Annotated in this window: 23 protein-coding genes and 1 pseudogene; 22 read left to right on the forward strand and 2 right to left on the reverse strand. The window is 41.5% G+C overall.

Going from position 1 to position 22554, the window contains the following annotated elements:
* The first annotated feature begins 2 nt into the window (after positions 1-2).
* Together G593_RS0100295 and G593_RS0100300 are read left to right on the forward strand one after the other, a co-directional pair.
* Positions 3-1217: a DUF1015 domain-containing protein gene (locus tag G593_RS0100295; RefSeq protein ID WP_029730380.1), complete on the forward strand. Its 1215-nt coding sequence runs from the start codon at positions 3-5 to the stop codon at positions 1215-1217.
* A gap of 47 nt (positions 1218-1264) precedes the next feature.
* Positions 1265-2200 carry a nucleotidyltransferase family protein gene (locus G593_RS0100300; protein ID WP_005331098.1) on the forward strand — a complete coding sequence of 312 codons (936 nt, stop codon included), beginning with the start codon at positions 1265-1267 and terminating at the stop codon, positions 2198-2200.
* A gap of 56 nt (positions 2201-2256) precedes the next feature.
* Here G593_RS0100300 and G593_RS0100305 read toward each other — a convergent pair whose 3' ends face one another.
* Positions 2257-3996: an Rqc2 family fibronectin-binding protein gene (locus tag G593_RS0100305; protein ID WP_029730381.1), complete on the reverse strand. Its 1740-nt coding sequence runs from the start codon at positions 3994-3996 to the stop codon at positions 2257-2259.
* 150 nt (positions 3997-4146) lie between these two features.
* Here G593_RS0100305 and G593_RS0100310 point away from each other — a divergent pair, with 150 nt between their 5' ends.
* From G593_RS0100310 to G593_RS0100390, 17 genes and pseudogenes are all read left to right on the forward strand, one after another.
* The gene (locus tag G593_RS0100310; protein WP_005331095.1) at positions 4147-5028 is read left to right on the forward strand and encodes a YicC/YloC family endoribonuclease; all 882 of its coding nucleotides are present in this window, start codon (positions 4147-4149) and stop codon (positions 5026-5028) included.
* Positions 5029-5039: 11 nt separating this feature from the next.
* Entirely contained in the window at positions 5040-5660 is a 621-nt protein-coding gene (gene gmk, locus G593_RS0100315) for a guanylate kinase (RefSeq protein ID WP_005336711.1), read from the forward strand.
* Positions 5661-5665: 5 nt separating this feature from the next.
* Complete coding sequence (gene rpoZ, locus G593_RS0100320) at positions 5666-6028, forward strand: DNA-directed RNA polymerase subunit omega (RefSeq protein WP_005336709.1); 363 nt, start codon at positions 5666-5668, stop codon at positions 6026-6028.
* An 85-nt stretch (positions 6029-6113) separates the two neighbouring features.
* Positions 6114-7436 carry a 30S ribosomal protein S12 methylthiotransferase RimO gene (rimO, locus tag G593_RS0100325; protein WP_005336707.1) on the forward strand — a complete coding sequence of 441 codons (1323 nt, stop codon included), beginning with the start codon at positions 6114-6116 and terminating at the stop codon, positions 7434-7436.
* Positions 7436-7978 carry a CDP-diacylglycerol--glycerol-3-phosphate 3-phosphatidyltransferase gene (gene pgsA / locus G593_RS0100330; RefSeq protein ID WP_005336706.1) on the forward strand — a complete coding sequence of 181 codons (543 nt, stop codon included), beginning with the start codon at positions 7436-7438 and terminating at the stop codon, positions 7976-7978. Before rimO ends, pgsA begins: the two co-directional genes overlap by 1 nt.
* On the forward strand, positions 7978-8442 hold the full coding sequence (locus tag G593_RS0100335; protein ID WP_022279332.1) for a GNAT family N-acetyltransferase: 465 nt from the start codon (positions 7978-7980) through the stop codon (positions 8440-8442). The genes pgsA and G593_RS0100335 overlap by 1 nt, the downstream gene beginning before the upstream one ends.
* Before the next feature lie 152 nt (positions 8443-8594).
* A complete protein-coding gene (locus G593_RS0100340; RefSeq protein ID WP_005331089.1) occupies positions 8595-9287 on the forward strand; it encodes an iron-sulfur cluster assembly scaffold protein in 693 nt (230 codons plus the stop codon).
* 14 nt (positions 9288-9301) lie between these two features.
* The gene (locus tag G593_RS0100345) at positions 9302-10312 is read left to right on the forward strand and encodes a GGGtGRT protein (RefSeq protein ID WP_005331087.1); all 1011 of its coding nucleotides are present in this window, start codon (positions 9302-9304) and stop codon (positions 10310-10312) included.
* A 218-nt stretch (positions 10313-10530) separates the two neighbouring features.
* Entirely contained in the window at positions 10531-11487 is a 957-nt protein-coding gene (locus tag G593_RS0100350; protein WP_029730382.1) for a 3-hydroxyacyl-CoA dehydrogenase, read from the forward strand.
* A gap of 130 nt (positions 11488-11617) precedes the next feature.
* Positions 11618-12553, forward strand: coding sequence for an aldo/keto reductase (locus G593_RS0100355; protein WP_022279334.1), 936 nt, complete (start codon positions 11618-11620; stop codon positions 12551-12553).
* A gap of 18 nt (positions 12554-12571) precedes the next feature.
* On the forward strand, positions 12572-13150 hold the full coding sequence (locus tag G593_RS0100360; protein WP_022279335.1) for a chromate transporter: 579 nt from the start codon (positions 12572-12574) through the stop codon (positions 13148-13150).
* On the forward strand, positions 13147-13710 hold the full coding sequence (locus tag G593_RS0100365) for a chromate transporter (RefSeq protein WP_005336696.1): 564 nt from the start codon (positions 13147-13149) through the stop codon (positions 13708-13710). The genes G593_RS0100360 and G593_RS0100365 overlap by 4 nt, the downstream gene beginning before the upstream one ends.
* Before the next feature lie 43 nt (positions 13711-13753).
* A pseudogene (locus G593_RS21380) lies at positions 13754-13879 on the forward strand (DUF1847 domain-containing protein); the annotation flags it as partial.
* 74 nt (positions 13880-13953) lie between these two features.
* The gene (locus tag G593_RS0100375; protein WP_029730383.1) at positions 13954-14874 is read left to right on the forward strand and encodes a ComEC/Rec2 family competence protein; all 921 of its coding nucleotides are present in this window, start codon (positions 13954-13956) and stop codon (positions 14872-14874) included.
* Positions 14875-15001: 127 nt separating this feature from the next.
* Positions 15002-15499: an acetolactate synthase small subunit gene (gene ilvN, locus G593_RS0100380; RefSeq protein ID WP_005331079.1), complete on the forward strand. Its 498-nt coding sequence runs from the start codon at positions 15002-15004 to the stop codon at positions 15497-15499.
* Between the two features lie 42 nt (positions 15500-15541).
* The gene (gene ilvC / locus G593_RS0100385; protein ID WP_005336677.1) at positions 15542-16561 is read left to right on the forward strand and encodes a ketol-acid reductoisomerase; all 1020 of its coding nucleotides are present in this window, start codon (positions 15542-15544) and stop codon (positions 16559-16561) included.
* Between the two features lie 364 nt (positions 16562-16925).
* Positions 16926-17567 carry an orotate phosphoribosyltransferase gene (locus G593_RS0100390; protein WP_029730384.1) on the forward strand — a complete coding sequence of 214 codons (642 nt, stop codon included), beginning with the start codon at positions 16926-16928 and terminating at the stop codon, positions 17565-17567.
* Between the two features lie 188 nt (positions 17568-17755).
* Here the strand turns inward: G593_RS0100390 and rpsT are convergent, their stop codons facing one another.
* Positions 17756-18019, reverse strand: a complete 264-nt coding sequence (gene rpsT, locus G593_RS0100395; protein ID WP_005336673.1) for a 30S ribosomal protein S20 — start codon at positions 18017-18019, stop codon at positions 17756-17758.
* A 186-nt stretch (positions 18020-18205) separates the two neighbouring features.
* Here rpsT and gpr point away from each other — a divergent pair, with 186 nt between their 5' ends.
* The 3 genes from gpr (at position 18206) to G593_RS0100410 (ending at position 22537) form a co-directional block, all read left to right on the forward strand.
* Positions 18206-19186 (forward strand): GPR endopeptidase, encoded by a 981-nt coding sequence (gene gpr, locus G593_RS0100400; protein WP_029730385.1) that lies wholly within the window; start codon positions 18206-18208, stop codon positions 19184-19186.
* 90 nt (positions 19187-19276) lie between these two features.
* Positions 19277-20497 (forward strand): stage II sporulation protein P, encoded by a 1221-nt coding sequence (gene spoIIP, locus G593_RS0100405; protein WP_029730386.1) that lies wholly within the window; start codon positions 19277-19279, stop codon positions 20495-20497.
* Positions 20498-20614: 117 nt separating this feature from the next.
* On the forward strand, positions 20615-22537 hold the full coding sequence (locus G593_RS0100410) for a DNA gyrase/topoisomerase IV subunit B (protein WP_029730387.1): 1923 nt from the start codon (positions 20615-20617) through the stop codon (positions 22535-22537).
* The last annotated feature ends 17 nt before the right edge of the window (positions 22538-22554 follow it).

Consider the following 22554-nt stretch of genomic DNA (forward strand, 5'->3'; position numbering starts at 1 on the left):
TCATGAATGTATTTTTGCCGGCAGATATTCTGATTCCAGATGTAGAAAGCATGGAGAAGTGGTCGGTGATTGCATGCGACCAGTTCTCTTCGCAGCCAGAATACTGGAAAGATGTAAAGGAGACGGTAGGAGATGCTCCATCTTCCTTTCATTTGATTTTTCCGGAAGCAGAATTGGAAGAAGTGGACGAGAATGAAAAGATAAAGACAATCCATTGGAATATGCAATCATATCTTGAACAGGGAATTTTTCAGAAATATGAAAAATCCTATGTTTATGTAGAGAGGACCCTTAAAAATGGCAGTATTCGAAGAGGGCTGATCGGGATGATTGATCTGGAAGCATATGATTATTCGGAAAATAGTTCTTCCAGAATCCGTGCGACGGAAAAGACAGTGACCTGTAGAATTCCGCCAAGAGTCAGAATCCGTGAGGATGCGCCTGTCGAATTGCCACATATATTACTTTTGTGTGATGACAGAAGTGATGGGTTGATGAAATGGCTGAGCGGGAAAAAGGAAGAAATGCGTAAGATTTATAATTTTAATCTTATGAAAGAAGGCGGACATATCAGTGGATGGCTGGTGTCTGGAAAACTTGCAAAAGATTTTGAAAAGCAGATTACATCTTATGAGAATATAAGTGCAGAGATGCCCTATGCGGTTGGCGACGGGAATCATTCGCTGGCTACAGCAAAAGTGTGTTATGAAAATTATAAAAAAACACATTCCGATACAGAAAATGCAAATGCTCCGGCAAGATATGCGATGGTGGAGCTGGAAAATATTCACGACAAAGCGTTGGAATTTTCTCCGATTTATCGAATTGTTACAGAGACAGATGAAGAAGCATTATTGGATGAGCTTCAAAAAACATGTTGCGCCCCGGAAGGATATCCAGTACAATGGTATACGAAAGAGCGCCAAGGTGTTCTTTATTTAAATCCGAATAAAAGTAGGCTTGCAGTCGCAATTTTACAGAATTTTTTAGACGAATATCTGAAAAACCATAGAGGACAGATGGATTATATACATGGAGAAGAGGCATTAAAGAACCTGGCAGAGAAGGAAAATGCGGTTGGCTTTTTATTGCCTGCAATGGAGAAAAGAGAGTTGTTTCCTTACGTGACTGAAAGTGGAACACTTCCAAGAAAGACATTTTCCATGGGACATGCGACGGAGAAAAGATATTATTTGGAAGCAAGACAGATTCGCTGATATGACTAGAAAAGATAAAATCATAATAATGATATGGAGGTAAAAGGATGAAAACATCATTAGTTATTATGGCTGCCGGGATCGGTTCCAGATTTGGTGGAGGAATTAAGCAGTTAGAGCCGGTTGGAATGCATGGAGAGATCATTATGGACTATTCCATTCATGATGCAATCGAAGCTGGATTTAACAAGATTATATTTATTATCCGCAAGGACATAGAGGAAGCCTTCCGGGAGGTTATCGGAGAGAGAATCGAAGCTATCTGTAAACAATTAAACGTAGAGATTGACTATGCATTCCAGGCAATCGACGATCTTCCAAAAGGAGTAAAACTTCCAAAAGACCGTACAAAGCCATGGGGAACAGGTCAGGCAGTTCTGGCATGTAAGGGTCTTATAAAAGAGCCATTTGCGGTAATTAATGCAGATGACTATTATGGAAAAGAATCATTTTTTAAACTGCATGATTTTCTGGAGGAGTACACACCGGAGAAACCAACAGATTTTTGTGCGGCAGGGTTTATTCTGAAGAATACACTCAGTGAAAACGGCGGCGTTACAAGAGGTGTATGCCAGGTCAATGAGAATGGATACCTGACCGGAATTGACGAGACAAAGAACATTGTAAAAGTGGGGAATAAGGCAGCAGTCCAGAAAGAAGACGGACAGGAGCCAATTGATGAGAATTCCCATGTATCGATGAATATGTGGGGACTGACACCGGAGTTCGTAGAGACACTGGAAAAAGGATTCAAGGAATTTTTTGAAAAACCAGATGTGGATGTGCTAAAGGGAGAGTATCTGCTTCCGATTTACATTGATGAGTTACTTCAGAAAGGCGAAGTGACGGTTAAAGTCCTTGAAACACAGGATAAATGGTTCGGAGTTACTTACAAAGAAGATAAGGACTCAGTTGTAGAATCTTTCAAGAAGTTGATTGAAGAGGGCGTTTATAAAGAAAAGCTGTTTGATGATATTCTGTAATAAATGATAGAATAAGTGAAAATCGTAAGTATAATACGAAAAAGGTCGTGCGGGAATTAATCCTGCACGACTTTTATGTTGCTGATGTCAGAGTCAATAACGAGAGAGTAGTTTGTATAATAAACCACAAACCCGGGTTTTGCTCCGTTTGGTTTCTTGACATGCTTCTTTTCAATGTAGTCAATCTCGACTTTATCACTGCCGCGGTTCTTAGAATAATAAGCAGCCAGCCGTCCGGCTTCTTCAAAAGTACGGTCCGGAAGTTCATCGCCATTTGTCTTGACAATGACGTGGGATCCGGGAGCACCTTTTGCGTGAAACCACCAGTCACCGCCATTTGCAAAAGAGAAAGTCAGTTCATCGTTCTGGATATTATTTTTACCAACGTAAATGTCATATCCGTCACTGGAGATGTAGTGCATTGGTTTGTTAGTCAGTTTTACTTTTTTCTTTGTGAATTTTCTGCGCACATAGCCGCTGGCAGTCAATTCTTCTTTGATCTGTCCCAGATCCGCTTCGCTTAGCGCAATGTCCAGAGAGTTGCTGACGGATTCCAGATAGCTGATCTCATCAGCTGTCTCCTGGATCAGTTCGGACAGCGCCTCAAAAGTACGCTTCTGCTTATTGTATTTTGCAAAATATTTTTGTGCATTTTCCTGAGGAGTTTTCTGTGAATCCAATGGAATCGTAATATCTTCGTTCGTATAGTAATTCAGGCAGGTCAATGACTTTGCTTCCGGATCAAGGTTGTAACCATAAGTGTTGATCAGTTCTCCGTAAACTTTGTATTTTTCACGGTCTTCGGTTCCTTGTAGTTGTTTGGATTGTAAGTCATATTTTTTCCTTGCACGTTCCAGATTCGTCTGCACAACATGGCGCAGGTCTGCACTTTTCTGACGTATCCGTGTTACGGTGTTGCGAGTCGCATAATAAGTGCGAAGCACCCGTGAGATGGAATCGAAGCATTCTGCCCGGTAATTTCCATAATGAGAAAATGGAATGGCGGTGAATTCTTTTGGCACTTCGTTGCTATAGTAAATCACTGGGTGGAAATTTCCTTCCTTCAGGTCTTCGATATAGTAGGAAAACTGGCGGTACAGGTGAATGAGCATATCTTCGGAAATGTCGGAAGCCGGAATATCCGTATCCAGTCCGGACCCCGAGACGATATGTTCCGCTACTACAGGACTGATACCGGTAAAGCTTGTGTAGATTGCTTTTCCAAGGGCAGCAGGTTTTTCTCTCAGTGCCAGGACAAAGTTTTTAAAAGAAACTGTGAGCGGGTCCAGTTTAGACATCGTGTCCGGGATGAAATAGGTTCTTCCAGGAAGGACTTCCCGGACAGAACTCATTTGTGCGGAAACATGCTTAATGCTGTCCAGAATCTTATCTTTATCATCGCAGAAGATGATATTGCTGTGCTTGCCCATGATTTCTACGATCAGACGCTTACGGCAAAGGTCCCCCAGTTCATTTAAATGCTCAATATCAAAGAATAAAATACGTTCCAGACCAGGCTGTGAGATAGCTGTGATACGCCCATTCCCAACATATTTGCGAAGAAGCATACAAAAACCAGGTGCAGTCATAGGACTCGGTTTATTCTCATCAGTGAGATAAATCAATGGAAGAGATGCACTTGCAGAAATATATAGTTTGCGTTGCCCTTCGGGTGTTTTTATTGTGATCAACAGTTCGTCCGGTTCCGGCTGTGCAATTTTGTAGATGCGTCCGCCAAGGATAGAATCGGAAAGTTCTTTTCGAACTGCTGCGATTGTTGTTCCGTCAAATGCCATAATATAAGCACTCCTTTAAAATAATGTTATAAATGTATGATAAATGTTTACTTTTCATATCATACCATAGTTGACTCAAAAATCCAAATGAAGTATAATAAAACGTACGGTTAAAACCGTATTTATTACTGAAAAGAAGAGGTAATACACATGATCAAGAGTATGACCGGTTTCGGAAGATGTGAAATATCAGAGGGAGACCGCAAGTTTACCGTAGAGATGAAAGGCGTGAATCACCGCTATCTGGATATGAGTATCCGTATGCCGAAGAAACTGAATTTCTTCGAGACGGCAATCAGGACAGAAATCAAGAAAAGAATCCAGAGAGGAAAAGTAGACATCTTTATCAGCTATGAGGATTTATCTGACGGACAGGTTTCATTAAAGTATAATGAAAGTCTGGCAGCAGAATATCTTGAATATTTCAAGCAGATGGAAGAAAAGTTTGGCATTGAGAATGATGTCCGTGTGTCTGCACTTTCCAGATATCCTGAGATATTTACAATGGAAGAGGGCAGTGAGGATACCGATGAACTTTGGAAAGGACTTAAAAAAGCACTGGATGGAGCCGTTGACGGATTTGTAACTACAAGGACTGCAGAGGGAGAACATCTGAGAGAAGATATTCTTGCAAAGCTTGATGGAATTCTTGAGATGGTAGCATTTATCGAGGAGCGTTCTCCGAAGATCGTTGCCGAGTATAGAGAAAAGCTGGAAGCCAAAGTTAAAGAACTTCTTGAAGATACGCAGATCGAGGAGAATCGTATTGCAGCAGAAGTTGTGATTTATGCAGATAAGATCTGTACAGATGAAGAGGTCGTACGACTGAAGAGTCATGTCGTACATATGAAAGAGACGCTCCAGTCAGATGAGGCAGGAATCGGACGCAAGCTTGATTTTATTGCACAGGAGATGAACCGTGAAGCAAATACAATCTTGTCAAAGGCAAATGACTTGGAAGTTTCCAATACAGGAATTGGGTTAAAGACAGAGATTGAGAAGGTCAGAGAACAGATCCAGAATATTGAATAAGAGGTATAGCTATGAATAAAGAGGGAATTCTTATTGTAGTATCCGGGTTTTCCGGTGCCGGCAAAGGTACGATTATGAAAGCACTTCTGGAGAGATATGATAATTATGCATTATCCATCTCTGCAACAACAAGAAACCCAAGACCGGGAGAAGAAGAAGGAAAGGCTTATTTTTTCAAAACAACTGAAGAATTTGAAAAAATGATTGCGAAAGATGATTTGATAGAGTATGCTATGTACGTGGGAAATTATTACGGAACACCGAAAGCATATGTAGAAGAGCAACTTTGTGCAGGGAAAGATGTAATCCTGGAGATTGAAATCCAGGGCGCATTGAAAGTCAAAGAAAAATTTCCGAATACATTATTACTGTTCGTAACACCTCCGAGCGCAGAAGAACTCAGAAAGCGTCTGGAAGGACGGGGGACTGAGACACGGGAAGTCATCGATGGGCGTATGAAGCGCGCTATTGAAGAGGCAGAATATATGGATCAGTATGATTATCTGGTCGTGAACGATGAATTAGATGTGTGCGTGGAAGAGATGCATCATCTGATTCAGGGAGAACATGAGAGATGTTTCCGTAATCAGACATTTATAGAGCATATGAAGAGAGAGTTGAAAGGAGAATAGTGTACATGTTACATCCATCTTACACAGACTTAATGAAGGTCGTTAATAAAGACGTTGAGGAAGGCGAGACAAAGGTTGTTAACAGCCGTTATTCTATCGTTATGGCTACAGCTAAAAGAGCACGAGAGATTATTGATGGTTCAATGCCATTAGTAGATACAAAACCGGGTGAGAAGCCGCTTTCTATCGCGATCAGCGAGATGAATCAGGGAAAGATCACTATACTTGCTGAAGAAGAGGCTGCAAAACTTGTGGAACTGGAAGCAAAGCAGGCAGAGGAGAATGCAGAGGAAGATTTCTTGAATATTCAGGAAGAGGATTCAGAGGAAGACGCAGAAGCAGTAGAAGAGTCTGAAGATAACGAATAGAGAGATTACTACACGGTGTGCCGTGTGCCTGAGGCAGATACCGTCTGGTATCTGCTTTTTAAATAAGACATACAAGGAGAACTATATGAATATTTTATTTATATCCCTCGGCTGTGATAAGAACCTGGTGGATTCAGAGGTCATGCTTGGGCTTTTGGATAAAAAGGGATATCTGATCGTAGATTCAGAAGAAGACGCAGATATTATTGTTGTTAATACCTGCTGTTTTATTCATGATGCAAAGGAGGAAAGCATTCAGACCATTCTTGAGATGGCAGAGTACAAAAAAGAAGGGAAGCTGAAAGCTCTGATCGTGACCGGGTGCCTGGCACAGCGCTATCAGCAGGAGATTATTGACGAGATACCGGAAGTTGATGCAGTACTTGGCACTACTTCTTATGATCATATCGTAGAAGCGGTGGAAGAGGCTCTTGCGGGAAATGGACATGTTGTTCTGGAAGATGTGGATGCACTTCCAGATGTAAAAGAAAAGAGACTTGTAACAACAGGCGGGCATTATGCATACATGAAAATTGCCGAAGGCTGCGACAAGCATTGTACTTACTGTATCATCCCAAAACTTCGTGGTAATTACCGCAGTGTTCCGATGGAGAAGCTGCTGGCAGAAGCGAAAGCCCTGGCTGATCAGGGAGTAAAAGAATTGATTCTTGTTGCACAGGAAACGACCGTATACGGAAAGGATTTATATGGAGAGAAATCTTTGCATAAATTGCTCCGCGAGCTTTGTAAAATATCCAAAATCCAGTGGATCCGAATTCTTTATTGTTATCCGGAGGAGATTTACGATGAACTGATTCAGACGATTAAAGAAGAAAATAAAGTCTGTCACTATCTGGATCTTCCGATTCAACATGCAAGTGATGCAGTGCTAAAAAGAATGGGAAGAAAAACTTCAAAAGCTCAGCTTGTAGAGATTATTGAAAAGCTTCGAAAAGAGATCCCGGATATTTCTCTTCGTACCACATTGATTACAGGATTTCCGGGTGAGACACAAGAACAGCATGAAGAGCTGAAGGATTTCGTAGATGAGATGGAATTTGACAGACTTGGAGTTTTTACTTACTCACCGGAGGAAGATACCCCAGCTGCAACTATGACAGAGCAGATTCCGGAAGAAGTCAAGGAAGACCGCCAGGCAGAATTGATGGAACTTCAGCAGGAAATCGCATTTGATCTGGCAGAAGATATGGTCGGACGTGAAGTTCTCGTTATGATTGAAGGAAAAGTTGCAGATGAAAATGCATATGTAGGAAGAACTTATAAAGATGCACCGAATGTGGATGGCTTGATCTTTATCAATACAGACGAAGAATTGATGAGTGGAGATTTTGCAAGAGTCCGCGTGACAGGTGCACTGGAATATGATTTGATAGGAGAGCTGATATAATGAATTTACCAAATAAACTGACAGTATTACGAGTTATCATGGTTCCGTTTTTTGTATTTTTTATGTTGACGGATGTGGGAGGACCGGCAAATAAATGGATCGCGTTAGTTTTGTTCTGTGTTGCCAGTCTGACAGATATGCTGGATGGTAAGATCGCCCGCGCAAGAAATCTTGTGACAAACTTTGGAAAGTTCATGGATCCTTTAGCAGATAAGTTGCTTGTGTGTTCTGCTATGATCTGTATGATTCCGTTAGGAAAATTACAGGCATGGTTCGTCATCATCATCATTGCCCGTGAGTTTATTATTAGCGGATTCCGCCTTGTGGCTGCAGATAATGGAATTGTCATCGCAGCAAGTTACTGGGGCAAATTTAAGACAGTATCCCAGATGTTCATGATCATTGTATTGATTGCAGATCTTGGAGGTGCGTTCGATATCGTTGGCACAGTTCTAATCTGGCTTTCACTGATCCTGACAGTTGTATCACTGATCGACTATATTGCAAAGAATGTGCAGGTGCTGACACATGGAGGTATGTAATGATCGTACGTGAACTGGAAAAACAGGAAAGGAAATACGCTCTGGATATTATCTGGAGCGTTTTTTGCATGGATGTGGCCGAGGTGTATGAGCAGGAAGGGATTGATACATTTCGCGAATATTTAAAACAGGAGAATATCGACCAGCTCTGTGATAGCGGCGAACTTCTGATGTTCGGTGTATTTGAACAAGAAGAACTGGAAGGAACTATATCCCTTCAGAGGCGGGGACACATTTGTAATTATTATGTGCGCAGATCCTGCCAGGGAAAAGGTGCTGGAAGGTTACTTTTTGACTATGCGAAAAGGTATTGTAAGGAAGAACTGCATAAGACTATTATGACCGTTGATGCTGCTCCAGAGGCGGTGAAAAAATATATCCACATGGGCATGAAACCAATCGATGAGATGCAGATGATACATGGAAAATGTTATGTGCCTATGGCAATGGAAATTCTTAAGTAGAATGACTATAAAAAGCGGTCCAAACAATTTAAAAATGTAGCGTAGTGCCAATTGACGAAAAATGTTATTTATGAGAGAATAAAAAAGGATATGGTGTTAAACTTATAACAAACACTATTTATAAAACACACATAGTTGAAAGGAGTTTTAAAATGATTTATTCACAAGAAGTAGAAATGATGTGTCCGGTAGCGCAGGGCGCTAATCACGGACCAGCTCCGATTCCGGAAGAGGCAAAATGGGTTCAGGCTAAGGAGATCAAAGATATTTCCGGTTTTACACACGGCATTGGCTGGTGTGCTCCTCAGCAGGGTGCTTGTAAGCTGACACTGAATGTGAAAGATGGAATTATCCAGGAGGCATTGGTTGAGACAATCGGCTGCTCCGGAATGACACATTCAGCTGCTATGGCTTCAGAAATCCTTCCAGGAAAAACTATTTTAGAGGCATTGAATACAGACCTTGTCTGTGATGCAATCAATACAGCAATGCGTGAGTTATTCTTACAGATTGTATATGGAAGAACTCAGAGCGCATTTTCTGAAGACGGACTTGCTATCGGAGCAGGACTTGAGGACCTTGGAAAAGGACTCCGCTCTCAGGTAGGAACAATGTACGGAACATTAGCAAAAGGACCTCGTTATCTTGAGATGGCAGAGGGTTATGTAACAGGTATCGCACTCGATGAAGCAGGCGAGATCATCGGATACCAGTTCGTAAATCTTGGAAAACTTACAGACTTCATCAAAAAAGGCGATACACCGAATGATGCATGGGAAAAGGCAAAAGGACAGTATGGTCGTGTTGAAGACGCAGCAAAGATTATTGACCCAAGAAAAGAGTAGGAGGACTTTTTAAAATGGCTTTATTTGAATCATATGAAAGAAGAATTGATAAAATCAATGAAGTGCTGGCAGGATATGGAATCGCTTCAATCGAGGAAGCACAGAAGATTACAAAAGATGCCGGACTTGATGTATACAATCAGATTAAGAGCATTCAGCCAATCTGTTTTGAGAATGCATGCTGGGCTTACACAGTAGGTGCTGCAATTGCAATCAAAAAAGGCTGTAAGACAGCAGCAGAAGCAGCAGCAGCAATCGGTGAAGGACTTCAGTCTTTCTGTATTCCAGGATCTGTAGCAGATCAGAGAAAAGTTGGTCTTGGACATGGTAACCTTGGAAAGATGCTTTTGGAAGAGGATACAGACTGCTTCTGTTTCCTCGCAGGACATGAATCATTTGCAGCAGCAGAGGGTGCGATCGGTATCGCTGAAAAAGCAAACAAAGTTCGTAAAAAACCACTTCGTGTTATCTTGAACGGACTTGGAAAAGACGCAGCTAAGATTATCTCCCGTATCAATGGATTTACATATGTTCAGACAGAATATGACTACTATACAGGAGAGCTGAAAGAGGTTCAGAGAATCTCTTATTCTGATGGACTTCGTTCCAAAGTAAACTGCTATGGAGCAAATGATGTGCGTGAAGGTGTTGCAATCATGTGGAAAGAGGGTGTAGATGTATCTATCACAGGTAACTCTACAAACCCGACACGTTTCCAGCATCCAGTAGCAGGAACGTACAAAAAAGAGTGTGTTGAGAAAGGTAAAAAATACTTCTCAGTAGCATCTGGTGGTGGTACAGGACGTACACTTCATCCAGATAACATGGCTGCAGGTCCAGCATCTTATGGTATGACAGATACACTTGGACGTATGCACTCAGATGCACAGTTTGCAGGATCATCTTCTGTACCGGCTCACGTAGAGATGATGGGTCTCATCGGAGCAGGTAACAACCCGATGGTTGGTATGACTGTTGCAGTAGCAGTTTCCGTAGAGGAAGCAGCAAAGGCTGGTAAATTCTAAGAAACCGCCAGAAAAGCAGAAATAATAATGGAATAATGAGAGGAGCTTAGCGTATGCTAGGCTTCTCTTTACGTTTATAAGTGTGAACTTTAATACAATTTTTTGATTTTGTAGTATTTTGAGTTGTCGAAAGATATTGAAATATTTACCTTACTATTATATAATTGCTCAAATATTAGATGACAGTTGGTCAATTTTATAACAAGGAGGACAAAATTATGGCGTTTAAAAAGGTTGTAGTTGTAGGCGGTGGTGTGCTGGGGAGCCAGATCGCTTACCAGGTTGCATACAAAGGATTTGATGTGACGGTATGGCTTCGAAGTGAAGGCTCCATTGAACGTGCAAAGCCGAAATTTGCAAGATGGCATGAGACATATTTAAAAGATCTGGAGGCGACAAAAGCTTTGATCGGAACAGGAACAAAGCTGTATCCGAGAGGTCTGGTTGATGATTTTGAGAATCTGACAGTAGAAAAAGTAGAGGAATTAAAAGCGCAGGCTGACCAGGCATTTGAAAGTCTTATATATGAACTTGATATGGCGAAAGCAATGGCAGATGCAGACCTTGTGATTGAATCTTTATCAGAAGATCCGAAAGCAAAGATTGCATTCTATCAGCAGATGGCGCCGCTTCTTCCGGAAAAGACAGTTATTGTGACAAATTCATCAACTATGGTACCGAGTGCATTTGCTCAGTACACAGGAAGACCGGAAAAATATCTTGCACTGCATTTTGCAAATGAAATCTGGAAAAATAACACGGCTGAGATTATGGGGCATGCCGGTACAGAAGGAAAATATTACGATGAGGTTGTAGAGTTTGCCGGACAGATTGGTATGATTCCATTGAAATTACATAAAGAACAGCCGGGATATATTCTGAACTCTCTGTTAGTTCCGTTTTTGAATGCCGGAGAAGCACTTTATGCAAATGATGTGGCTGATCCGGAGACAATTGATCTGACATGGAGTCTTGCTACCGGAGCTCCACTTGGGCCATTCCGTATTCTTGATATTGTGGGACTGGAGACTGCGTACAATATCGTTTGTATGGATCCGGTGGCAAAAGATCCGGAGACAACACCAGGAAAGATTGCAAAACGCTTGAAAGAAAAAATCGATGCAGGCAAGAAAGGCGTCTGCACAGGAGAAGGATTTTATAAATACACAAAGTAAAAAGTATGACCGTCAGGATATGTTTCCTGACGGTTTTGACGTATGGAAAGTAATTTGGTAGAATAATAAAAGGCAGTAACAAAACAGATGATAAATGATAACGTAGCAGACAGAAAGGAATGTGACAGATATGCAGTATCAGGAGTTTGGAAAAACAGGCTTGAGGGTTTCGAAGCTGTGTCTTGGAACATGGGGTATCGGAGGTGCCGGCTGGGACAGTTATTCGGATGAGTCACGAATGGATGCAATTAAAGCAGCACTGGAGTGTGGTATTAATTTTATAGATACAGCACCGGCTTACAATGCAGGAAAAGCAGAATGTTATGTTGGTGAGACTTTGAATAAGCTTAAAAAGCGCAGGGAGGTGGTCATTTCTACAAAATGTGGAAATAAATTCGTAGATGGAAAATATCTTCGCTGTGGTTCAAAAGAGAGTATTTTAAAGCAGTGCGACGAGTCGCTGAAAAATCTAAAGACAGACTATATTGATATTTATCTGGTACACTGGCCGGATCCGGATGTTGAACTGGAAGAGACAATAGATGCGGTGAGTACGTTGAAAAAAGAAGGAAAAATTCTGCATGCAGGAGTTTCTAATTTTTCAAAAGAACAGATTGAAGAAGCCCAGAAATATTGCGAAATCGAAGCTTTTCAGCCACAGTATTCACTGGCAGACCGAAAAGACGAGAAGTTGATTCGCTGGGCTTATGAACAAGGGCTTGGAATTATGACTTATGGAACTTTAGGTGGCGGAATTCTGACTGGAAATTACCGAAAACTTAGAACCTTTGAGCAGACTGACAGCAGAAATCGATTTTACCCATATTTTAAAGAACCATTGTTTTCAAAAGCAATGGAACTGTTAACAATCATGGATCAGATTGCAGAAGAGAGAAATGTTTCCTTGGCTCAGATCGCAGAGAAATGGGTGATTCAGAAGAGATTTGTATCCAGTTGCATCATTGGGGCGCAGAGCCGTGCCAGAGTAGAAGAAAACTGCAGAAATCTTCAATGGGAACTGACGGATAATGAGATTCGAAGACTGGAGTCTGTAAGAATATTATAACAGTCGGATAACTGATTTATGGAAGGGAAAATAGTGGAAGATAAGAAAAAGATGCTATTTCATTTATTTATTTCAACTTTATATCTGAGCACATTTACTTTCGGTGGAGGATATGTGATTGTTTCCCTGTTAAAGAAAAAATTCGTGGACGAATATCACTGGATTGAAAATGATGAGATGTTAGATCTTGTGGCAATTGCACAATCGGCACCGGGAGCAATCGCAGTTAATGGAGCGATTGTGGTGGGATATAAACTGGCGGGGCTTATAGGAGCATTTGTAGCGGTTATAGGAGCAATTATTCCACCATTCGTGATTATCACAATTCTTACAATGTGTTATCAGGCATTTCGTGATAACTGGCTGATCAGTCAGATGCTGGAAGGCATGCAGGCAGGTGTGGCTGCAGTCATTGCCTGTGTGACTTACGAAATGGGAAATGGTATAGCAAAAGGCGGTGACAAAATGTCACTTCTGATAATGGCTGGAGCATTTGTTGCGGCATGTTTCATGAATGTGAATGTAATATATATTATTCTGACATGTATTATATTTGGTGTGGTAAGGACTCTTTTAAAAAGGAGAAAAGAAGCATGATCTATTTGCAGTTGTTCTTAAGTTTCCTCCAAGTTGGCATGTTCAGTTTCGGAGGTGGATATGCAGCGCTTCCTCTGATTCAGGGTCAGGTCGTAAAAGCGCATAGCTGGCTTAGCATGTCAGAATTTACAGATCTGATTACCATATCTCAGATGACACCGGGACCAATAGCCGTGAATTCAGCAACATTTGTAGGTGAAAAGATTGCAGGTATACCAGGAGCACTCTGTGCAACAGCCGGGTACATATTGCCGTCTTGTATTATTGTAACGGTAATTGCAAAGATTTATCTAAAATGGCGGAATATGGAGTTATTTCAGAGGGTGTTAGGCTCTTTGCGCCCAGCGGTTGTTGCATTGATAGCATCGGCAGGAATATCAATTCTCATTACGGCATTTTGGGGAAATGATATGATTACTTTTGCAGGAACTAACTGGGGTCTGGTTACAATATTTGTAATCTGTATTTTTCTGATACAGAAAGTGAAGATGAATCCTGTGTGGGTGATGCTGCTGGCAGGGGTGATGAAAGTTGGCGTGAGTTGTGCTCAACGCTTGTAGGATAATATTTATACCAAAATAAACAATACAAAATATACGCACACTGACGACAACGCTGGTGACAAAAGACCGCGTGCTTGCACACAATCCGGTTGGAGCATTGTATCAGACAAAAGCGTATTACAAGAAACGGATGGCTGATCTGACGTCAGGAGAAAAAGAACAATAATTTGAAGCGAAAAATGGATTTCAAGACCTGAATGAAAGGGGAGCGAAAATTACATAAGGGGAGCGAAAGTAAGTATGGCTAGAAGAAAAAAGAATAAGAATCTAAAAGGAATTCCTGTGGCAATCATGCTGATTCTTGCATTGATCGGCGGATTTGCGGAGCGTGGGAATTTGATGGAACGAATGTCTGGTGATCCTGTACAAAACATTGCAGATACGGTTGCGACCGGTCAGATGAAAGTGACCTATTTCAATGTAGGACAGGGTGACTGTACAATTATTCAGACAGAAGGCCATAATGCAATGATCGATGCTGGGAATAACCATGAAGGAAAAGATGTGGTGGATTATCTGAATCAACAGGGCATAGACAAGCTTGACTATCTGATTCTGACACACCCGGATGCCGATCACATAGGTGGCGGCGATGATGTTTTGGAGAAGATTGAGGTAGAACAGGTTATTATGCCGGATGTGGCGAATGATACAATGACTTATGAAGAAGTTATGGATGATATTGAGAAAGAAAATGTTCCGGTAGAGCATCCAAAAGTCGGCGAAGAGTTCGGATTTGGAGATGCGACATTTACTGTGCTTTGTCCGGAAACGGATCTGGTCAGTTCAGATGATACCAATGATGCTTCAGTAGGAATTAAACTGGTGCACGGGGAGAATTCTTTTGTCATGTGTGGAGATGCCAGTGAGAAATCTGAGAGCGCAATGGTGAAGAGATTTGGAAGTGCGTTGGAATGTGATGTGTTAAAATGCGGACACCACGGAAGCAGAACTTCTACAAGTGAAGTGTTTTTAAAAGCAACGAATCCAACATGGGCTGTTATCAGCTGTGGCGTGGATAATTCTTATGGACATCCGCATCAGGAGACGCTGGAGCGCCTGGATAACGATGATGTGCAGGTTTACCGCACAGATCTACTTGGAACAATTATTGCAACGAGTGACGGAACGAATATTTCCTGGTTCAGTGAGAAAGAGTAAAAATCAAAAAAAATAAAAAAGTTCTTAGAAAAGATAAGATAGATACTTGACAAATACATGAGATATTGCTATTATTTAAAAACAGAACGCACTCTGTTTTTGAAAAGATACATGAAAGAGGTGCATTATGCAGAGAGTTTATTCATTATTAGTTGACAACAATTCCGGAGTATTAAGTAGAATATCCGGACTATTCACAAGAAGAGGATACAACATCGACAGTATTACAGCCGGTGTGACGGCAGATCCAAGATTTACGAGAATCACGATTGTATCCAGTGGAGATGAGATTATTTTATCTCAGATTGAAAAGCAGATTGCCAAGCTGGAAGACGTGATCGTAGTGAAGGTCTTAAAGCCGGAAGAATCCGTATATCGTGAACTGATATTGGTTAAGATCCGTGCCAATGCACAGCAGCGGTCAGAGATTGTTTCAATTGCTGATATCTTTCGTGCAAAGATTGTTGATGCAGAGAGAGAGTCTCTCGTGATTGAGCTTACAGGAACCCAGTCGAAGCTGGAAGCGTTCTTACAGCTCCTGGATGGTTATGAGATCCTGGAACTTGCCAGAACCGGAATTGCCGGACTGTCAAGAGGAATCAAGGATGTCACATTTATCGAGTAGTTACCAATTTAAATTTACATATTTATTAGGAGGAATGTCAAAATGGCAGCAAGAATTTTTTATCAGGAAGATTGTAATTTATCAGCACTGGAAGGACAGAAGATTGCTATCATCGGATATGGTAGTCAGGGACATGCTCATGCTCTGAACCTGAAAGAGTCCGGATGTGACGTAATCGTAGGTCTTTATGAGGGAAGTAAATCCTGGAAGAAAGCTGAAGAGCAGGGATTGAAAGTATACACAGCAGCAGAGGCAGCAAAGCAGGCAGACATTATCATGATTCTTATCAATGATGAGTTACAGGCTGATATGTACAAGAAAGACATCGAGCCAAACCTTGAGGAAGGAAACATGTTAATGTTCGCTCATGGTTTCAACATTCACTTCGGATGCATCAAACCACCTAAGAACGTAGATGTAACAATGATCGCTCCTAAGGCACCAGGACACACAGTTCGCAGCGAGTATATTGCAGGAAAAGGAACTCCTTGCCTTATCGCTGTAGAGCAGGATGCTACAGGGAAAGCTTGGGACAGAACATTAGCTTATGGTCTTGCAATTGGTGGAGCAAGAGCAGGACTTCTTGAGACAACATACAGAACAGAGACAGAGACAGACCTCTTCGGTGAGCAGGCAGTCCTTTGCGGTGGTGTTTGTGCACTTATGCAGGCAGGATTTGAGACACTTTGCGAAGCAGGATATGATCCGAGAAATGCTTACTTTGAATGTATCCATGAGATGAAACTGATTGTAGACTTAATTTATCAGTCAGGATTCGCTGGAATGAGATATTCTATTTCTAACACTGCAGAGTATGGTGACTATGTAACAGGACCTAAGATTGTTACAGAGGATACAAAGAAAGCTATGAAGAAGATTCTTTCTGATATCCAGGACGGAACATTTGCAAAAGAGTTCTTACTTGATATGTCTCCGGCAGGACGTCAGGTACACTTCCAGGCTATGAGAAAGCTTGCAGCTGAGCACCCATCAGAGAAAGTTGGAGCTGAAGTTAGAAAGCTGTACAGCTGGAATGGAGAAGACAAACTGATCAACAACTAATCGAGATTTGCAGCATAGAATCAGACTTGATCTTACATATTTGACATAAGAGATAAAAGAAGCTTTACGAACCGTAACAGGAACGCAGAGCTTCTTTTTTGTATAATCGGAAAAAGCAGTTCCGATTATATAAAGAACTCCCGCAGAAAGTCATACGTGTGAATAAGGATTATGTGGGTAATTTTGAATGATGCTTTTGTATGTGAAAAATACACAAAAAATTATAATTTTAGTTTTCAATTACATACATATATGATAGAATAAAACATAAAGTAAAAAGTTCGATACCAATTTTAAATGCGGCAGAATGAATCGAATGATTACGAACGACTGGAAACAGCAAGCATCAAGGGAGGTATGAGACATGGATGAAAGATTAGAGAATCTGCGGTCGACGAAAAATCCAAAAGCGCGTATCAAGATTATGAAAGGACATTTTGCTACAAGCAACTCACATCTGGATACTTATATTGATATGTCAACAGTAAAGATTCGTCATAACAATGCGAGAGAGGCAGCGAAAGTACTGGAGCAGGAGTACGTGACAAGTACATATGTAGATACGATTGTATGCCTGGATGAGACATGTGTGATTGGAGCATTTCTGGCTGAACAGCTGGCAGACAGCACACATATGGCATTGAGCCATAAGAATAATATTTCTGTGATCACACCGGAATATAACGGATTGGGGCAGATTATGTTCCGTGATAATCAACAGAGAATGATCAAAGATCAGCAGGTACTTGTGCTGGCAGCATCCATTACGACTGGAAAGACGATTAAGCGTGCTATTGATTCTGTATTATATTATGGAGGAACGATTTGTGGAGTATGTTCTATCTTCAGTGCTGTAACAAAAGTAGCAGGCATGGAAGTAAAGACAATTTTTACAAGCAAAGATCTTCCGGCATATCATGCATATGAGCCGAATAAGTGCCCAATGTGTGAAGCAGGTGACAGAGTAGAAGCAATTGTCAACAGTTTTGGATATTCAAAATTATAGAAATAGAACAGGAGTATCTGTTAAATAATAAGATGAGGAGTCGGAGAGAAAAATGCGAGCAATTATTTCCGGCTCTTTTTCGTGGACATCCTGCTGGAGATTTTTTATATAATAGGAAATGCAATTTCCTATTATATAAAAAGACAACCACATGACGGTATGGTTGTCTTTCCATGTTTCTCTATGAATTAAGCAATTCCGTTAACAGCTTTTGTCAGACGGGAAATCTTTCTAGAGCATGTGTTTTTGTGGTATACACCCTTGCTTCCAGCTTTGTTGATTTCAGCGATCGCCTCTTTAAGAGCTGCTGCAGCAGTTGCTGCATCTTTCTTCTCTACAGCTGTCTCAACTTTTTTTACGTAAGTTTTAACTTTAGACTTGATTGCTTTATTTCTAGCAGCCTTTGTCTCGTTTACTAAAATTCTCTTCTTTGCGGATTTGATATTAGCCAATTTGTCCACCTCCAATATCTATGATTTCGATTATAATGATCAGTTCGACAGATCCGGACACGGACGTTCTCTCGAACACACTCATTCATTTTAGACCAGCTGACTTATTCTGTCAATACATAATTATGGAAATATTGTAAAAACTAGTATAAAAATAGTGCTTGCAGGTGAAAAGGGGAGAAAATCATGGTTGAAAAATATAACATACGGACAGATCTGGCATTGGAAGAGAAGGAACGTTTTGAGTCTGACCAGGTGGAGGTACAAGGAGTTGTGTTGGAGGAAGAATATGATAAGGAGCGGGAAATTAGGGTGACGACTGTACGGATTGAAACCGAAAATGGTGCGAAGACTATGGGGAAACCAGTCGGAACATATCTGACGATTGAAGCCCCGAATTTATCTTCACCGGATGAGGGAATCCACCGGGAGGTTTCAGAAGAACTGGCAAAATATTTGATAGAAGTTATGAAAAAAATCATACCGGAAAGTGAACATGATAAGGAAGTTCTGGTCATAGGGCTTGGAAATCGTCAGGCGACACCCGATGCTCTTGGCCCTTATGTGGCAGATAATCTGAACGTTACCAGACATATTGTGAAAGAATATGGGAAATATGCAGCACTAGAAGAGATGAATTGTGTGGTCAGTGCCATAGTTCCAGGAGTGATGGCACAGACCGGAATGGAAACAGCGGAGATTATAAAGGGTGTGGTGAGGGAGACCAAGCCAGATCTTTTAATTGTAATTGACGCCCTTGCTGCGAGAAATTCCAGAAGACTGAACCGGACGATTCAGATTGCTGATACCGGAATCAATCCAGGCTCCGGTGTCGGTAATTACCGGAATGCGATTACAAAAGAAACAATTGGAGTTCCGGTAATTGCAATCGGAGTTCCGACAGTGGTTGATGCTGTGACAATTGTAAGTGATACGATGGAAAATCTATTGTCAGCACTGGAGACATCAGAATCGTTAAAAGGAGTCGGACTTGTGCTAGGAGGATACAGCGAAGCAGAGAAGTATGAGCTGATCAAAGAACTGATCGCACCAAACCTGAACAGTATGTTTATGACACCGAAAGATATAGATGAGACAGTAAAACGTCTGAGTTACACCATCTCGGAGGGGCTGAATCTTGCGTTTTCAGGGCAAAGTTTTGAATAGAAGATATTTTGGATTTCTGAAAGGACATGCACATAAGAACCCCAATTGCATCATATATTATTAGAACTAAGACGCACATGGGGCGGTGTAATGCAAGAAAAAAAGAAAAGAAATCGAATACGGATGCTATTGATCGTAGGGATGCTGCTGATTTATGCATTTACAGATATAGAAAATGTAAAAATAAGCAGGGAGAGAAAAAATTTTTTTAGCTCAACAAGTCAAAATGTCCTGAAGCAGGCGGCAAACTGGCTGCTTCCGGGACTTACATATGTAAAAGAGGGGCGGAAAGACACATTGACGGGAAGAATTGAAAAAAGTGTTTTAAGCTTCGTTCCAATCAGTGAATATGTTCGAAATCATGAAGAACCGGAAACAACCGTGGAAGATACATTGACACGAACTATGATTCTGGAAAATCAGGCAAATGATGAAAATGCTATCGATGAGAACGGCAATCTGATTCCGGCTGGGAGTATGCAAGAATCAGTTGGGGCTGGGGTGCCAGAAGAAAATGCAGCAGTATTAGCCAGTACACCGGTTCAGGACATTGATATGAATCAGTTAAATGATTACGAATATCTGGTGGGAACATTTTACACCGTTGACGGGACAACTATGACCGATCCGGAGGAACTGAATGCAGGGAAGTTTCTGGAGAAGAATCTGGCGCTTGATAGGACAACAGGAGGACCAAAAGTACTGATTTATCACACACATTCCCAGGAGGCATTTGCTGATTCTGTTGATGGAGACACTTCTACGACGATTATGGGGATAGGTACATATTTGACAGAGCTTTTGAATGCAAGGGCAATTGAGACACTTCATCATGAGGGCATTTATGATCTGATTGATGGGAAATTGGATCGCAGCCGGGCCTATCAGCTTGCAGAGCCGGATGTCCGGCAGATTTTAAAAGATAATCCAAGCATTGAAGTGGTGATTGATCTGCATCGAGATGGCGTGGCGCAGGGCACACATCTGGTGACGGAAATTAATGGGAAACCAACCGCTCAGATCATGTTTTTTAATGGTCTTAGCCGGACAAGGAAAAATGGAGAGATCGCATATTTGAATAATCCATACCGTGAGGATAATCTGGCAACGTCTTTTCAGATGCAGCTTATGGCAGCAAGATACTATCCTGGTTTTACGAGGCATATTTATCTGAAAAGTTACCGGTATAATCTGGATCTGGCACCGAAGGCAATGCTTATTGAGGCAGGAGCACAGACGAATACAGTAGAAGAGATGAGAAATGCTATGGAAGTACTGGCAGATGTGCTGAGCCGGGTGCTGACACCCTGAAGAACTTGAAAAAGCTTGAAAAAGGTTGCGCTGACGTCTTGAAAATTTATTTGCCTGTCTTTTTGTTTTGTGCTATATTTTAAATAGTATGTTTAAAAATGGAAAGGAACTGACGAAATGGCAAAGAACAACACTTATGATGCAGATAGTATTACCGTCCTGGAAGGACTTGAGGCAGTCCGGAAGAGACCGGGAATGTATATCGGAAGTGTATCGACGAAAGGATTGAACCATCTGATCTATGAGATTGTAGACAATGCAGTTGATGAACATCTGGCCGGATTTTGTACGGAGATTCATGTAACTCTGGAAAAAGATGGCTCTGCGACAATTTCGGACAATGGCCGAGGAGTTCCGGTCGGTATGCATGCAAAAGGCGTTTCAGCGGAGCGAATTGTATATACGACACTGCATGCAGGTGGTAAATTTGATGACTCTGCTTATAAGACAAGTGGTGGTCTTCATGGAGTTGGTTCTTCAGTTGTAAATGCATTGTCTGCTTATATGGATGTGCAGGTCAGTCGTGATGGATATATTCATCATGACCGGTATGAGAGAGGTATTCCTGTAGTTGAACTGGAAGATGGACTTCTTCCGACAATCGGGAAGACAAGAAAGACCGGAACGAAGGTTAACTTTCTGCCAGATGATACGATATTTGAAAAAACGAAGTTCAAAGCAGAGGAAGTCAAAAGACGTATGCATGAGACGACCTACCTTAATCCGAACCTGACGATTATATTTGAAGATTTAAGAGGCGCAGAACCAGAGCATATCGTTTATCATGAGCCAGACGGAATTCTTGGATTTATCCGTGAACTAAATGCAAACAAAGAATCTGTCCATGAGCCGGTTTATTTTAAAGGTGAGGCAGACGGAATAGAAGTGGAAGTTGCATTCCAGTATGTAAATGAGTTCCATGAAAATATTCTTGGATTCTGTAACAACATTTATAACAGTGAGGGCGGTACACATCTGACCGGATTTAAGACAACATTTACAACAGTCATTAATCAGTATGCAAGAGAACTTGGAATTCTTAAAGATAAGGATCCTAATTTTACAGGAGCGGATGTGCGAAATGGAATGACAGCGATCGTGTCCATCAAACACCCGGATCCGCGATTCGAAGGTCAGACGAAGACGAAGCTGGACAACCCGGATGCATCCAAGGCGACTGGCAAGGTGGTCGGTGAGGAAATTGTTCGTTTTTTTGACCGCAATCTGGAGACACTGAAAAATGTCATCGGTTGTGCGGAGAAAGCTGCAAAAATCCGTAAAACAGAAGAAAAAGCGAAGACGAATCTTCTGACGAAGCAGAAATATTCTTTTGACAGCAACGGAAAGCTTGCCAACTGCGAGAGCCGCGACGCATCAAAATGCGAGATATTTATTGTGGAGGGAGATTCTGCCGGAGGATCTGCAAAGACAGCAAGAGACCGTATGTATCAGGCAATCCTGCCGATCCGGGGTAAGATTCTGAACGTGGAGAAAGCAAGCATCGACAAAGTCCTTGCGAATGCGGAAATCAAGACTATGATCAATGCTTTTGGCTGTGGATTTTCCGAGGGCTACGGCAATGATTTTGATATTACAAAACTGCGCTATGACAAGATTATTATTATGGCTGATGCTGACGTGGACGGCGCACACATTTCCACATTGCTTCTGACGTTGTTCTACCGCTTTATGCCGGAGCTTATTCAGGAGGGACATGTCTATATTGCCATGCCGCCGCTTTATAAAGCTATGCCGAAGAAAGGCGAGGAAGAGTATCTGTACGATGACAAGGCCTTGGAAAAATACAGGAAAACCCATGATGGTCCATTTACTCTGCAGCGCTATAAAGGTCTTGGAGAGATGGACGCAGACCAGCTTTGGGAGACAACACTGAATCCTAAGACAAGACTTTTAAAATTAGTAGAGATTGAGGATGGAAGAATGGCATCCAGTGTGACTGAGATGCTGATGGGAACAGAAGTACCGCCAAGACGTGCATTTATCTATGAAAATGCGACAGAAGCGGAGCTTGACATATAAAATTTAGGAGAGAAAAT

The organism is Dorea sp. AGR2135, from assembly GCF_000420885.1.
GTDB classification, from domain to species: Bacteria; Bacillota; Clostridia; order Lachnospirales; family Lachnospiraceae; genus Dorea; species Dorea formicigenerans.

What these genes read in the sequence shown, in the direction of transcription:
- spoIIP (WP_029730386.1), top strand. Translation starts at nt 19,277, where the DNA reads ATGCAAGAAAAAAAGAAAAGAAATCGAATACGGATGCTATTGATCGTA.
- rpoZ (WP_005336709.1), top strand. Translation starts at nt 5,666, where the DNA reads ATGTTACATCCATCTTACACAGACTTAATGAAGGTCGTTAATAAAGAC.
- G593_RS0100375 (WP_029730383.1), top strand. Translation starts at nt 13,954, where the DNA reads ATGGCTAGAAGAAAAAAGAATAAGAATCTAAAAGGAATTCCTGTGGCA.
- G593_RS0100300 (WP_005331098.1), top strand. Translation starts at nt 1,265, where the DNA reads ATGAAAACATCATTAGTTATTATGGCTGCCGGGATCGGTTCCAGATTT.
- G593_RS0100345 (WP_005331087.1), top strand. Translation starts at nt 9,302, where the DNA reads ATGGCTTTATTTGAATCATATGAAAGAAGAATTGATAAAATCAATGAA.
- G593_RS0100350 (WP_029730382.1), top strand. Translation starts at nt 10,531, where the DNA reads ATGGCGTTTAAAAAGGTTGTAGTTGTAGGCGGTGGTGTGCTGGGGAGC.
- G593_RS0100310 (WP_005331095.1), top strand. Translation starts at nt 4,147, where the DNA reads ATGATCAAGAGTATGACCGGTTTCGGAAGATGTGAAATATCAGAGGGA.
- G593_RS0100390 (WP_029730384.1), top strand. Translation starts at nt 16,926, where the DNA reads ATGGATGAAAGATTAGAGAATCTGCGGTCGACGAAAAATCCAAAAGCG.
- rimO (WP_005336707.1), top strand. Translation starts at nt 6,114, where the DNA reads ATGAATATTTTATTTATATCCCTCGGCTGTGATAAGAACCTGGTGGAT.
- G593_RS0100360 (WP_022279335.1), top strand. Translation starts at nt 12,572, where the DNA reads ATGGAAGGGAAAATAGTGGAAGATAAGAAAAAGATGCTATTTCATTTA.
- ilvC (WP_005336677.1), top strand. Translation starts at nt 15,542, where the DNA reads ATGGCAGCAAGAATTTTTTATCAGGAAGATTGTAATTTATCAGCACTG.
- G593_RS0100355 (WP_022279334.1), top strand. Translation starts at nt 11,618, where the DNA reads ATGCAGTATCAGGAGTTTGGAAAAACAGGCTTGAGGGTTTCGAAGCTG.
- gpr (WP_029730385.1), top strand. Translation starts at nt 18,206, where the DNA reads ATGGTTGAAAAATATAACATACGGACAGATCTGGCATTGGAAGAGAAG.
- G593_RS0100340 (WP_005331089.1), top strand. Translation starts at nt 8,595, where the DNA reads ATGATTTATTCACAAGAAGTAGAAATGATGTGTCCGGTAGCGCAGGGC.
- G593_RS0100365 (WP_005336696.1), top strand. Translation starts at nt 13,147, where the DNA reads ATGATCTATTTGCAGTTGTTCTTAAGTTTCCTCCAAGTTGGCATGTTC.
- pgsA (WP_005336706.1), top strand. Translation starts at nt 7,436, where the DNA reads ATGAATTTACCAAATAAACTGACAGTATTACGAGTTATCATGGTTCCG.
- G593_RS0100305 (WP_029730381.1), bottom strand. Translation starts at nt 3,996, where the DNA reads ATGGCATTTGACGGAACAACAATCGCAGCAGTTCGAAAAGAACTTTCC.
- G593_RS0100295 (WP_029730380.1), top strand. Translation starts at nt 3, where the DNA reads ATGAATGTATTTTTGCCGGCAGATATTCTGATTCCAGATGTAGAAAGC.
- ilvN (WP_005331079.1), top strand. Translation starts at nt 15,002, where the DNA reads ATGCAGAGAGTTTATTCATTATTAGTTGACAACAATTCCGGAGTATTA.
- gmk (WP_005336711.1), top strand. Translation starts at nt 5,040, where the DNA reads ATGAATAAAGAGGGAATTCTTATTGTAGTATCCGGGTTTTCCGGTGCC.
- G593_RS0100335 (WP_022279332.1), top strand. Translation starts at nt 7,978, where the DNA reads ATGATCGTACGTGAACTGGAAAAACAGGAAAGGAAATACGCTCTGGAT.
- G593_RS0100410 (WP_029730387.1), top strand. Translation starts at nt 20,615, where the DNA reads ATGGCAAAGAACAACACTTATGATGCAGATAGTATTACCGTCCTGGAA.